Source organism: Acinetobacter sp. TW_SC_4 (assembly GCF_054861205.1).
Map to the genome: position 1 here is coordinate 397,694 of NZ_CM142174.1, position 13,720 is coordinate 411,413.

Here is a 13,720-nt window from a genome sequence, read left to right on the forward strand (position 1 = left end):
AATGGACATTGAGATTATCCTCAGTCTGGTGCTTTTTGCCTTTATGGCCGGAGCGATTGACGCTGCCGTCGGTGGGGGTGGTCTGATCCAGATCCCGGCAATTATGAGCAGTCTGCCGCAGTTGCAACCTGCCACGGTATTTGGCACTAACAAGCTGGCCTCTATTTTTGGTACAGGCTCGGCAGCCTTTTCCTATCTTAGACAGGTCAAACTGCCATGGGTTTTACTTGGTGTAATTGCGCTGTGCAGCTTTATTAGCTCATTTATTGGAGCAGCCAGTGTCACCTTGATTCCGGTGGATATTCTCAAGCCTTTTGTGCTGATTATGCTGATCGTGATTGCGATTTATACCTTCATGAAAAAGCAATTCGGACGGGTACACGTCGAGCAAAAGCTGAATAAAAAGATGCTGATACTGGCAGCATTAGGTAGCCTGGCTATCGGTTTCTATGACGGAATTTTTGGCCCAGGCACGGGCAGTTTCTTTATCTTTTTCTTTATCCGTTATCTGAGCGTGGATTTCTTGCATGCCTCAGCTTTATCCAAAATTGCCAATTTCACTACTAATCTCGCGGCACTGAGTTTCTTTATTCCTACAGGTCATGTGCTATTTCTGGTGGGTGCCATGATGGCGGCTGCCAATATTTGCGGTTCGCTATTAGGAGTTAAACTGGCCTTTAAATATGGCAGCGGTTTTATCCGGATTCTGTTTCTGATCCTGGTCAGTTTGCTGATTTGCCGTATGGCTTATCAGATGTTTTTGGCCTAAAAATAGATGTAAACCATTCTCAATATTAAAGTTTTTTATACAAATTCGCTTTATAAATATTCCTGACCATTTGCCGGTTTCACTCTATGCTGGAGCAAAGGCATGACAAAAACAGGAGAACAATTACATGACCACCATTTTTGAAGCATTAAGGGAAAGTCATGAAATCCAGCGTGATCTGGCAGAAAAATTACTGCAAACTTCGGGGGATTCACCAGAACGTCGTGAGTTGTTCAAGCAGCTGAAGAATGAACTGTTTGCGCATGAAACGGCAGAAGACCGTTACTTTTATATTCCCTTGATGATGACAGATCCCGGCCTGAACATTACCCGTCATGCCTTGGCAGAACATCATGAAATGGATGAAATGATTGAGGAACTGACTGAAACTGAATTTAGTAGCCCAAGCTGGATTGCAATTGCCAAGAGACTGTCAGATAAGGTTCATCATCATTTGAAAGAAGAAGAGCATGCTTTCTTCCAGCAGGCCGGGAAAATTCTGGGAGATGAACAAAAGCAGGCTCTAGCGGATCAGTACAAAACTGAATATCAGCGTTATAAAGAAATGAAAAAAGACATGCTGGTTAAAAGCTAATATTTAAATTTATTTAAATTCAAATTTTCATGACAAAAAAAGATGGTCAAAGTGCCATCTTTTTTATTTATTCAGCTTTCTATTTTCCGGGTTTTATATTTCTGCCGCGCTTCACGCATGGTCACGCCAACTGAAGCCAGCATAATACAAGCCAGTGCTACTGTCTGAAGTAGCGTAATTTTTTCACCCAGCAAGATAAAACCCACCAGAGCTGCCAGAGCTGGAGACAGACTGGAAAGCGTGCCATAACTGGTTTTATTCAAGTGCTGGAGCGCTTTTAAATCCAGCGCATAAGGAATGGCGGTTGCCAGTACTGCAATAGTAATGGCCTTGCCCCAATATTGAGTATCAATCAAAGCAGGGGCATTGTTATACAGTCCGATTGGCAACAAACACAGGGCTGAAATACTGATGGCAATCGTCAGTGCATGCATCCCGATATTTTGCTGTACTACGCGTTGCCCAAAATAGATATACAGCGCCCAGCAGAGGCCGGCCCCTAAGGCGCAGGCTGCACCAAACAGGTCAAAGTTACTGCTATTGGCTTCCCCCCAAGGCACCATCAGCACAATACCTAAAATTGCCAGTAGCACCCAGACATAGTCCTTACGGTTCTGAATCGAAATTAAGGCCAGTCCTAGCGGGCCAATAAATTCCAGTCCGACCGCAATTCCTTGCGGGAGTTTACCCAGCGACATATAGAACAGGATATTCATCACACCCAGAGAAGCACTATAGCAAAGCAGATCCCGCCATTTCAGGAATTGTAAACGTCGGATAACTTTCCAGGAACGGAACATGATACAGACAATAATGGCGGCAAAGCAGAGTCTTAAAATAGTGACAGTGATCGGGTCAAGCACCAGGAAAAGTTGCTTGGCGAAGGATGCACTGATCTGGTATGAAGTCATGGAGAGAACCATGTACAATACAGCAAGAAGTTGGACGTTTGGCATGGGAGAAACTACTTATACCAGAAGGGTATAATCGAGATACAGAAGAAAGCGGAAGTATATCAAACTGGTTAATTTTTGATGAGTAGGGCAGAAGAATATTTTGTGAATACGAAGCAGATTTTGGATCAGTGGATTTAAATTTTTGATTTTATCCCCCACCGAAAAAATTAAATTCAACGTTAATTGTTGATGAGATTGTGGTTACAAATTAATCAATTTTTAATTTGATCTTAATTTTATATTTATTAAAATGGCTTAGACCTCATGATTTGGGTCAACTTAAAATAACAATGAAAAATAAAACGATGAAAAAATAATAAGGTAGATAATAATGAAATTAAGATTACTCTCTTGTGCTGTCTTGAGCCTTATGCTGACTGCATGTGGTGGCTCTGATTCTGATAATAACGAGCCAGTCGCAGGTCAACCAACCCCAACCAATCCTGGTAATCCGAGCAATCCTGGAACTCCGGATAATGGTGATGGAACATCAGATACGATTTCTGAATTCTATACCTATCAGTTCAACCTGCCGAATATTGATGCTTCAGATATGGAGTCGGAAAAGCTTCTATTGGCCAGTCATAAAAATAAAATTACTGACGGCATCTTATATGCAGATGATAACCGGGCTGTTGATACTGAATATGATCTTGATGAAGACATGACTTTCCCAATTTATGTTACAGAGAAAGGCGTATTCCCTGCAGATCGTGCCCGTACAGCATTAGGCTATAAACTGGAAAAGGTATTGGAAAATACTTCTGAACAATTTACCAGTCGTCCTGTCACTATTCCGGAAAATAACATCAGCAATCATCGACACCTGGAGTGGTATGACCTGTCAGGTAAAGCATTAACTGAACGTACCAATATTGCTGTCGTGAAGATGTATGACGATACCGAGACCAGAGTTTTCTTTGATACTGATACCACGGATGCTGAACGTAAATATTACAATCAGTTTGCTACCAATTTTGTCGGTTTGCAGAAGGCACGTACTTTCCCGAACGGATCTAAATGTTTCCGTATTCTGGCTGAGCATCCTGAAGAAGAATTTATTGAATTTGATCCGGATATCAAAACTGGCTATCGTACACTGGCTGAATGGCAGACAGGCGAGTCTGTTCAAGAGATGGCGAAAACCATTTTAGATGGCACGATGGCTAACCTGAAATTTAAAAAAGCCGAATATAAAGACGATGCTCAGCAATATTATAAATACTTTGGGGCGATCGAATATCAGGGTGAAATTTATTCCAGTACTTTCTCGGAACATGGAGAGCATATTGATCATGCCGATTATATTGCTCAAGCAAGAAAAGCTGCCTTGGACAATTTAAGGGAAGAGGGTGCAACTCCTCTAATGCTCAAATGGACAGATTACCTGTATGACCATCTTGCTTCGGCATGTGATGGCTATAATGTGACAGCAGCTACAGCATTAAATACAGCTATTAAGGATGCAACGCCACGCTAAAATTAAATCAATCATCTTAAAAAAGGCGCTTGAGCGCCTTTTTTATTTAATACTTTCTTCTTTGTGTCGTCACCGTACAGCCAATCGACGCACTGATAATGGTGGCCAGCGCCAGCCATTGTGTCCACAATAAAGTCTCGCCTAAGAATACAAAACCGGAGAGTGCTGCAACCGCAGGTTCTAGGCTCATCAAGGTGCCAAAACTCAATGCGGTTAAATTACGCAGTGCAATCATTTCCAAAGTAAAGGGTAAGGCACTGGCAAGTGCAGCCAAAATAACAAAATACATGAGGCTGCTTGGCTCAAACACATGAGCAGGCATTCCCGCAAATAGGGCAATCGGCATCAGCACCAGCATGCCGACGAACATGCCCAGACACACGGTATGATTCCCTGATACACCGGAAGGTTTTTGTCCGGCCACGATATATAGTGCCCAGCAGGAACCTGCACCTAAGGCAAACAGGATACCCATCGGGTCAAGCGGTTGTGCAGCCTGATCAAAGGGAAACAACAGAACCAGTCCCAGAATAGCCAATCCCACCCAGATAAAATCAAATTTTTGCCGGGCATAAAACAGGGCAACACTTAAGGGACCAATAAATTCAAAAGAGACCGCGATTCCAATCGGCAATCGGTCAATTGCCAGATAAAACAGCATATTCATGCCAGCTAATGCCAAGCCATAACTGATAATGGCTGGCCATTTGACCTGGCGGAAATTGATCTGCCAGACTTTAAAAATGAGCGCCAGAATCAATGCACCCAATAGCAGGCGCATGGCAGAAACGGTCAGGATCGGGAACTGGCCAAACAGATATTTGGCAAAGGAGCCGCTGCTCTGCATGCTGATCATCGCGATCAGCAGAATCAGCGGCGCTTGCACCATAGGTGCAATTTTAAGATTTGGCATGACTAAATTTGTTTCGATTTCTCGAAGAGCGGAAGAGCAGCATCAGCTGAGTAAGGCTTAAAAATAAAAACCTTTAAGCAATAAAAAAACCACAGCCCGAAGACTGTGGCTTTTTAAAAACCTGAATTAGAACAATACGCGAACGCGGATTGTACCTTCAAGGTTGTGTAAAGTATCGAGCGCTTCTTGAGATGCAGTTGCGTCTACATCCATCACCAGGTAACCCACATCGCCTTTGGTCATTAAAGTCTGACCAGAGATGTTGATGCCGTGTTCAGCAAACAGGTTGTTGATCTTAGACAGCACACCCGGAATGTTTTTGTGGATATGAAGCAGACGGTGTTTGCCTTCAGTTAATGGAAGCGCGATTTCTGGGAAGTTCACCGCAGAAAGCGTCATACCTTTATCTGAATAAGCTACAAATTTCTCAGCAACTTCCAGACCGATGTTCGCCTGAGCTTCCATGGTAGAACCACCCACGTGTGGAGTCAGGATCACATTTGGAATGTTACGTAATGGAGAAACAAATTCTTCACCATTTGCTTTAGGCTCTTTAGGGAATACGTCAACCGCAGCACCTGCAAGGTGGCCAGATTTCAATGCTTCAGCCAGATCTTCGATCACCACACATGTACCACGTGCTGCATTGATGAAGATAGAGCCTTCTTTCATTTGCGCGAATTGTTCTTTAGTCATGAAGTTACGTGTAGACGGAACATCAGGAACGTGAATAGAAACAACATCAGCATTTGCAAGAAGTTCGCCCATTGTGCCGACCTGACGTGCATTACCGAGTGGTAATTTAGTCACTGTGTCGAAATAGATCACTTTCATACCCAGGCTTTCAGCAAGAACAGAAAGTTGTGAACCAATTGAACCGTAACCAACGATACCTAAAGTCTTACCACGAGTTTCGAACGAACCTACAGCAGATTTGTTCCAGCCGCCTGCATGTGTATCTGTAGATTTTTCAGGTACACGGCGAAGCAGAAGAATCGCTTCAGCAAGTACAAGTTCAGCAACCGAACGTGTATTTGAATATGGTGCGTTGAATACCGGAATACCGCGACGCATTGCTGCATCCAGGTTCACCTGGTTAGTACCGATACAGAAACAACCTACCGCGATCAGTTTGTTCGCAGCTTCAAACACTTCTTCAGTGAGCTGAGTACGGGAACGGATACCAATGAAGTGTGCATCTTTAATCGCTTCTTTCAGTGCTTCACCCTCAAGCGCTGTTTTGCGATAGTCGATATTGGTATATCCAGCTGCATTCAATGTGTCGATTGCGTTCTGGTGAACGCCTTCTAACAATAGAAAACGGATTTTATCTTTAGGTAGAGATAGATGTTGGCTCATTACGGCTCCGCTACAAAGGCCAAATTTAGTCGCCGTATAATAGCACAGGAATGGGGCGGTTATACATTTCCTTGATGACTACAATATCAGCTATTTTTGCAAGTGATAGTAGTGAAAATGATAGAACTGGTTGAATTAAACTATCATTTTCAAAGGTATATTATCAAAATTGTCATTTTTTAAGGGAAAGCCCCAAAAATAGCTTATAATATTGCGCCATGCTGTTTAAGCTGCCAGTTTTGGTGCTTTAATCATCATGTTTCGCCTGCTTTGTATACAGGTTTTAATGCCTGAAAAATATACAAATAAACTGGCGAGGTCTCTCTTGTTTAATTCATGCTAGGTCTGCAAACGATGAATGCTCCAGTCGCTTTAACCCCAGAGTTATTGACCCAATTGACTGCAATTGTGGGTGAAAACCGTATTAAAACTGATGCGGACAGCCTCCAGAATTGGGGTCGTGATCATACCAAACACTTTGATCCAAACCCATCGGTCATCGTTTTCCCATCTTCGACTGAACAGGTTCAAGCAATTGTGAAGCTTGCCAATCAGTTCAATGTTGCAGTGACTCCATCAGGTGGTCGTACTGGTCTTTCTGCAGGTGCTGTCGCTGCGAATGGCGAGATTGTGGTGAGCATGGACAAGATGAACCAGATTCTGGAATTCTTCCCGGCAGACCGTATGGTGCGCGTACAGGCAGGTGTGGTGACTGAACAGTTGCAAAACTATGCTGAAGAGCAGGGCATGTATTACCCGGTTGATTTTGCCTCTTCTGGTTCAAGCCAGATCGGCGGGAACATCGGAACCAATGCTGGCGGGATTAAAGTGATCAAATACGGCATGACCCGTAACTGGGTGCTTGGCCTGACTGTGGTGACTGGTAAAGGTGATGTACTGCGTCTAAACAAAGGCATGATCAAGAACGCGACTGGTTATGCGTTACAACATCTGTTTATCGGTGGTGAAGGTACCTTAGGGTTAGTCACTGAAGCAGAAATCAAACTTGAGCGTCAGCCACACGACCTGCAAGTGCTGGTACTGGGTGTACCTGATTTTGATGCGATCATGCCAGTATTGCATGCCTTCCAGGCGAAAATCGACCTGACTGCATTCGAGTTCTTCGGTGAGCTGGCAATGCAAAAAGTACTGGCCAATGGTCACGTACAGCGTCCATTTGAAACTGAATGTCCATTCTATGTATTGCTTGAGTTTGAAGCGCCGTTTGAGCCGATTATGGACAAGGCGATGGAAATCTTCGAGCACTGTATGGAACAGGGCTGGGTGCTGGATGGCGTGATGAGCCAAAGTCTTGAGCAAGTACACAGCTTATGGCGTCTACGTGAAGACATCTCTGAGTCAATCGCTCCATTCATTCCATATAAAAATGACATCTCTGTACTAATCACTCACGTACCGGCATTCATTAAAGAAATCGATGCGATCGTGAATGAAAACTACCCAGACTTCGAAATCTGCTGGTTTGGTCATATCGGTGACGGTAACCTGCACTTGAATATCCTGAAACCGGCTGACCTGACCAAAGATGAATTCTTTGCGAAATGCCAAGTCGTGAACAAGTACGTATTTGATACTGTGAAAAAATATGACGGTTCAATTTCTGCGGAACATGGCGTGGGTATGACCAAGAAACCTTATCTTGAATACACCCGTTCAGCTGAAGAAATCGAATACATGAAAGCCTTGAAAAAAGTGTTCGATCCAAATGGCATCATGAACCCAGGCAAACTATTTGATCTTTAATCGGAATAGATTTACAAAAGCGCATCGAAAGGTGCGCTTTTTTTATTGCTCTGTAACTGGGCTTACAGAGTCTAAATAGCGTTAAGCTGAAAAGCCCGGCATGATAATTTCTGCATAATAAAGATAATCTGGGTTAAACAATATGTTACGGTTATTGGCGGTTACAATTTTAGGTCTGGGTGTGATGACATCAGGTTGTACAACCACCCAGAAAGTGATTACAAAAGTGCAGTCTTCTTCAGATACACCTTTGGATCAGGTACTTAAAATGAGGCCTGACCTGCGTGAAGAACTGGCAACAGTCGAGATTCGTCAGTTCTTTAATCGTGTTGAGTCACCGACGGTTGGACAGGTGAAAGTGACTGAAACAGGTTTGATGGATGATTCGGTCAGATCGATTCAGACCATTTATCATTTTAGGAAAGAAGAGAAAAACTGGAAAATGCACAATACTGAAAAGCTCTATCAGTGTATACGTGGTTCAAATACCAAAACTTTCCAGAAAGCAGTCTGTCCATAATAATGTTTGATCTTTAAACAAAACTTCGTTAAAAGCGTATCTTCAGGATGCGCTTTTTTGCTTTTTGGGGCGATATGAAAAACGATATTAATATAGAAACTGTGCTTAGTAATATAAGTTATGAACTACAAAAATTATTTGATTCTGCCCCATACAATACTTTTGATTACTTAGATTTAGTACAGCTTCTTATTCTCTATAGATTTGAGGAGTTTTCTAAACGGCTAGAACAGCATACCGATTTATTAGAGTCTTTACTAACTAGATTAAAATACGCGAATCCTCATTTCAATTTAGATGAAGTCTTTGAAGCAGAAAGAACTGCAAGAAAAGTATTAGGGGTATTTGATAGCCAGTATAAATTCGCTGATACTGATGAATTAGATTTCCCTTTAAATATAGATAAAGATAATTTAGAAAGAAGCTATAGAAAAATAAACAGACAACTATTTGATATACATAAAGAACAATTAAGAATTTCTTTTAATAATGAAGATGTTTTGAAATTACAGAGTGAAGCTAATCAATTAGTTGAAGAGTTAAGAGTAAAGAAGTATTTATTAAATCAGGATATAGACGATAAAAATAATAGCTTAATTAAAAAATTATATGATGAAATTCATGAGGAAGAAGTTTCGATAGCAAACAAATATAGAAATTGGGCTTTAGGTATTTTTGCAATTATTGGAACAATATTGATATTGGGTTTTCTTAACATCTCTATCCAAAATTGGAATCATTTAAGAGATAGTACCTATATTCATATTCCACTTGGTTGGGAAAGTCTAATCAAAACATTGATGCTTTTTAGCTTAACTACACCTGCTTGGTACTTAGCTCGTGAATCTTCTAAACATCGTAAAGTGGCATATAAAGCCAGAATGTTGGGAACTGAACTCGCTTCTTTCCCACTTTATGCCCGTGAATTTAAAGATGAGGATCGTTTAGAACTTCGGAAACATTTAGCAGATCGTTTCTTTGGACAGGAACTTTATAACGATTCGAAAGCTGATTCAAATTCTGATAATTCGTTGGAACAAGTCAAATTACTGACAGAGGCAAATAAAGTTTTAGCTGAATCTTTAAAAATGAAGAAATCGGTTGAGAGTAGTTAAAGTTCAAAATACTTTAAATCCGATCTCTGCTAAAATTATTTCTTTCTATTTTAGATAAAGTTCGGTCTGCTATTAATGGACAGACTGGCAATAACAACTCCCATGCAAAACGCCCAAACCCACAAACTGACCCGTGCCACACTGATGTTTCCTCTGGCACTGGTGCTGTTTGAATTCTCCGTCTATATCTGTAATGACCTGATCCAGCCGGCCATGTTGGCCATTACCCGTGATTTTGGCGTAAGCAGTTCCTGGGCACCATCTTCCATGTCCTTTTTCCTGTTAGGTGGGGCATTTGTTGCCGCAATTTTAGGACCCTTATCAGACCGATTAGGCCGTAAAAAAGTCCTGCTCGGTGGCGTAGCTTTTTTTGTAATCTGCTGTCTGGCGATTTTACTCACACCGAATATTCAAAGCTTTCTGTTCCTGCGCTTTTTACAAGGTTTTGGCTTGTCCTTTATTGCTGCTGTGGGTTATGCTGCGATTCAGGAAAGTTTTGAAGAACGCGATGCCATTAAAGTCATGGCACTTATGGCCAATGTCTCCTTGCTGGCACCACTTTTAGGGCCAGTAGTCGGTGCCTTTATGATTGACCATGTCTCATGGCACTGGGGTTTTATCGGCATCGCCTGTCTGGCATTTCTGAGCTGGTTTGGACTGAAAGCGAAAATGCCGAATCCGAACATCAGTATTCCCAAACAGCCACTCGGCTATATTATCGATGACTTTAAACAGGTCCTGAAAAATAAGCGTTTTGTGATTATGACCATGGCATTGCCACTGGTGAGCTTGCCATTGATGTTATGGATTGCCTTATCTCCCGTGATTCTGGTTGAAGAACTAGGCTTGAGCAGCATGCAATATGGCCTGGCTCAGTTTCCGGTATTGGGTGGCCTGATTCTGGGCAATATCATTCTGCTAAAAATTATCGACAAGATGCCGCTCGGTAAAACAGTGATGCTGGGTGTGCCATTGATGTTGTTTGGAACCATTTTGCTTTTAGTGGGAATGCTGATTCCGGATTATTTTCTGCATTGCCTGATTATCGGTACCACTTGCATCAGTCTGGGAGAGGGGATCAGCTTCTCGGTATTGTACCGTTTTGCGCTGATGTCATCTGAAGTGTCTAAAGGCACGGTTGCGGCAACGGTATCTATCTTGATGATGCTAAGTTTCTTTATCGTGATTGAAGTAGTCAGAATTGCTTATGAAGCTTTTGATCTTTGGGCTTATTGCGGTGCCTCGTTTATTTTAATTGCACTCTGGTTTAGCTTGCCACGTATGCAGCTGAAACAGGTGATGCTGGAAAGAAAAGGGCGAGGGGAGTTTTAGAAGAATTTCTTCCTTTTAAATGTTTAATCGAATGAAGCTATTTACTTGATGTGCCTCAAATAAATGTATTGTATGTTCTCTCCCTATGGGAGAGAGTTAGAGAGAGGGAAATATTAATAAAATAACCTCACCTTTGCGCAGCAGGGCTGCTCATCTCCTAAAAGGAGAGGGAACGTCCATTATTGATTTAATAATGATTAGAATCCAAAAGCTAAGCTTCAGCCGGCTGCTCCAACTTCTTTAATTTCATATCAAAAATAAATGGCCCAAACGGCAGAATCGAAGCGATCAAACCCAGAATAAACATACTCAGAGACCATTTCTGTTTTTCACAGACCGCAAATAACACCACAAGAAAAAGCACAAAAAGTACGCCATGACCCATGCCGATATATTTCACCAGAATCGGGTTATCCATCATGTACTTGACCGGCATGGCAATAAATAACAGCAGCAGAAATGAAATACCTTCAAGCAATCCAACCAGACGTAAAGTTTTAATATTCACGCGCGCTCACTCTTCTATGTTCTATTCAATCAGGCTTGAGTGTACCCAATCTGCCGATTTAAGCAAAAGAAATTTATAAAATAAAATGAATTATTTTAAATACTTATATCCTAGTACTCCGCTTGGTTATTTGATTTCAACTGCCAGTAATTGCTGTCTTAGAGACAATAATTCAGGCAAGGTTTCCAGTAACAGACTGATCTGTTTAAGTACCAGCGGCAGGTGGGTGGAAATATGTTCCTGCTGACTCAGTTGCCGGATTTCTGCCAATTGGCCTTGAATGTCCTGCTGCGGTACATTTTCAGGATTTGATAGGGCAGAGGTTAAGGTCTGCTGACAGGCAGAGAGCAGTTGCAGAATTTGCGGATCAGATACCTGTTCGCGATGGCTACCCAATGCGGAAATATAACTGAGCTGACTGTGACTATAAACCAGATAACGGAAGGCATTGCGAATCAGCACCGGATCTGGATTTGGTTCGGTACTCAGACTGGAAATCATATTGGAAAGGTCAATCTGGGCATTGTGGGCCAAACGACGTGCTGTCCGATAAGCAATGCTGTTATTTTTGCCATGCTGATATTGCTCCAGAATAGCCAGTAAATAGTTCAGCGTCGCTTGGGAGGATTTTTTGATATTGCTGGAAATATTACGGAAATTCCAATCCGGCCAGATACAACTGACCGCCAGCCAGGCAATTAGACAGCCAATTAGGGTATCGATAATTCTCGGCAGAATGACAGCATAGCCTGCGCCTTTCAGATTAAAAATCAGCAGTACTACTAGGGTGGCCATTAATGTAGCCATAGCATATTTCTTGGAGCGCAAATAGAAAAAGCTGACACCAAAAATCACCGTAAGCAGCAACTGGCCTTCAATACTTGGTACAAAATACAGGATTGGAATTCCTAGAATGACGCCGAGCAATGTACCCAAAGTTCGCAGTTTTAAACGGCTTTTGGTAGCGAAATAACTGATCTGGCATACAAACAGACTGGTCAGCAATATCCAGTAGCCATTTTTGGCAAAGGGCAATAGAGAAATGGCATAGCCAACCAGAAAGACCAAAGCGATCCGCACCGCATGGCGAAACAGCGCTGATTGTGGTCTCAAATGGGGTTTTAATTTCAGCCAGAAATCTGCGGGTCCACGCAGGTCATCATCAAACAGGCTGGAATCATCAAAATGTTTTGGATAATCCGGACGGTAAATGGCTTGTCCATCCTGCAAATGTTGCAGCTGTTCATGCACACTCAGCAGATTGCTCAGAATGAGCTGTAAGTTTTTCACTTCAATATTCTGGGGGTGCTGCGCAATCCAATCCTGCATGGAAGCTTCTAATGCTTTGAGTGCCAGCTGATGCTGTTCAGGAAGCTGATAAGTTTCGTTGCGTAGTACACATGCAGCCAATTGCTGGCAAGCAAGTGCCTGCAAGTGAATATTTTTCTGAATCCGAAAGATCAGATCGGTACGGCTAAAATGCTGGTGAATCTCCTCATAATGCAGATAGTTGGCAGTCGCCTGCTCATGGATATCTTGAGTCAGAAAATAAAGATTCAGCCAGTAAATAGTTTTATGATTTGGACGCGAGGCTTTGAGTCGGGTCAGTAAAGAGTCTTTGGTACGGTTAAAGCTTTCAATGACTTGGGTATTTTTTAAGGAAAGTTCGTAGAGCAGCGGCTCAACATTATTCTGATTATCGGGATCAAATAATTTAGCTTTGGTCGATAGCAGCTCCGCCATCTGTTGCAGGTTGATGGACAGATTTTCCTGAACCTGTAAAGTTGGACGAATCAGATAAAACAGAATCGAAGTCAGGCCATACCACAGCACCCCAACTACAAAATACAGCGGCTGCTCATACCAGTGTCCATATTCTCCCAAGCCAAACATGGTGTAAATGGACAGCAATACAGTGCCAAAAGAAATGGTGGCATAACGCTGTCCCAAAGCCCCCATCAAGATAAATACGGCACTAGAAAGTGATAACCACAGTGCAAACCAGATTTTATAGGGATGCAGAAATTCCAGCATACTACTGACTGCAAAAAACAGCAGCATGACCAGCCCCAGATTGCGCAGCCTTAAACTTAAACGGTCATCAAAATCGGTCAGAGCAGTGGCAATTGCCCCTAAAGTGACCGGAACAATCAAAGTCTCATAGCCGAGAAGTTTTAGGCCAAAAGTTGTCCCTGAAAGCACAATAAACATCTGCAAACAGTAAGTTATCAAGGCACTGGACTGAAAAGGCAACAGGGCTTTTTTAAGTATGTGATGAAGAGGATGCAACATGGAATCTGAGCTATTCACAAGAATATGATCCGTGGTATTTGACTGCCGGTTTTAAATGCAATTTAAGCGCCAATTTCAAAAGAAATGTCTACTAAAAAACGGGCAAGAAGCCCGTTT

The 13,720-nt window shown here is 42.3% G+C and carries 12 protein-coding genes; 7 read left to right on the forward strand and 5 right to left on the reverse strand.

Features of this window, described 5'->3' with window-relative positions; genetic code table 11:
* Position 1 precedes the first annotated feature (1 nt).
* Positions 2–769: a sulfite exporter TauE/SafE family protein gene (locus tag ACWM1W_RS01840; protein WP_004787054.1), complete on the forward strand. Its 768-nt coding sequence runs from the start codon at positions 2–4 to the stop codon at positions 767–769.
* 127 nt (positions 770–896) lie between these two features.
* On the forward strand, positions 897–1,364 hold the full coding sequence (locus ACWM1W_RS01845) for a hemerythrin domain-containing protein (protein ID WP_005233643.1): 468 nt from the start codon (positions 897–899) through the stop codon (positions 1,362–1,364).
* Positions 1,365–1,435: 71 nt separating this feature from the next.
* On the opposite strand, the gene ACWM1W_RS01850 is transcribed toward ACWM1W_RS01845, so the two are convergent.
* Positions 1,436–2,320: an EamA family transporter gene (locus tag ACWM1W_RS01850; protein WP_461603294.1), complete on the reverse strand. Its 885-nt coding sequence runs from the start codon at positions 2,318–2,320 to the stop codon at positions 1,436–1,438.
* Between the two features lie 331 nt (positions 2,321–2,651).
* Here ACWM1W_RS01850 and ACWM1W_RS01855 point away from each other — a divergent pair, with 331 nt between their 5' ends.
* The gene (locus ACWM1W_RS01855) at positions 2,652–3,800 is read left to right on the forward strand and encodes a hypothetical protein (RefSeq protein ID WP_180002706.1); all 1,149 of its coding nucleotides are present in this window, start codon (positions 2,652–2,654) and stop codon (positions 3,798–3,800) included.
* Positions 3,801–3,846: 46 nt separating this feature from the next.
* On the opposite strand, the gene ACWM1W_RS01860 is transcribed toward ACWM1W_RS01855, so the two are convergent.
* Both ACWM1W_RS01860 and serA read right to left on the reverse strand, forming a co-directional pair.
* Positions 3,847–4,713, reverse strand: a complete 867-nt coding sequence (locus ACWM1W_RS01860) for an EamA family transporter (RefSeq protein ID WP_461603295.1) — start codon at positions 4,711–4,713, stop codon at positions 3,847–3,849.
* 126 nt (positions 4,714–4,839) lie between these two features.
* The gene (gene serA / locus ACWM1W_RS01865) at positions 4,840–6,072 is read right to left on the reverse strand and encodes a phosphoglycerate dehydrogenase (protein WP_005233651.1); all 1,233 of its coding nucleotides are present in this window, start codon (positions 6,070–6,072) and stop codon (positions 4,840–4,842) included.
* Positions 6,073–6,426: 354 nt separating this feature from the next.
* Between serA and ACWM1W_RS01870 the strand changes: the two genes are divergently transcribed.
* From ACWM1W_RS01870 to craA, 4 genes are all read left to right on the forward strand, one after another.
* Positions 6,427–7,836: an FAD-binding oxidoreductase gene (locus tag ACWM1W_RS01870; protein WP_125279697.1), complete on the forward strand. Its 1,410-nt coding sequence runs from the start codon at positions 6,427–6,429 to the stop codon at positions 7,834–7,836.
* Positions 7,837–7,978: 142 nt separating this feature from the next.
* A complete protein-coding gene (locus ACWM1W_RS01875; RefSeq protein ID WP_461603296.1) occupies positions 7,979–8,356 on the forward strand; it encodes a hypothetical protein in 378 nt (125 codons plus the stop codon).
* Positions 8,357–8,430: 74 nt separating this feature from the next.
* Positions 8,431–9,471 (forward strand): hypothetical protein, encoded by a 1,041-nt coding sequence (locus ACWM1W_RS01880; protein ID WP_312156963.1) that lies wholly within the window; start codon positions 8,431–8,433, stop codon positions 9,469–9,471.
* Positions 9,472–9,573: 102 nt separating this feature from the next.
* On the forward strand, positions 9,574–10,803 hold the full coding sequence (craA, locus tag ACWM1W_RS01885) for a chloramphenicol efflux MFS transporter CraA (RefSeq protein ID WP_461603297.1): 1,230 nt from the start codon (positions 9,574–9,576) through the stop codon (positions 10,801–10,803).
* 211 nt (positions 10,804–11,014) lie between these two features.
* Here the strand turns inward: craA and ACWM1W_RS01890 are convergent, their stop codons facing one another.
* Positions 11,015–11,311: a DUF3817 domain-containing protein gene (locus ACWM1W_RS01890; RefSeq protein ID WP_004787034.1), complete on the reverse strand. Its 297-nt coding sequence runs from the start codon at positions 11,309–11,311 to the stop codon at positions 11,015–11,017.
* A 126-nt stretch (positions 11,312–11,437) separates the two neighbouring features.
* Positions 11,438–13,603 carry a YccS family putative transporter gene (gene yccS, locus ACWM1W_RS01895; protein ID WP_461603298.1) on the reverse strand — a complete coding sequence of 722 codons (2,166 nt, stop codon included), beginning with the start codon at positions 13,601–13,603 and terminating at the stop codon, positions 11,438–11,440.
* Between the last annotated feature and the right edge of the window lie 117 nt (positions 13,604–13,720).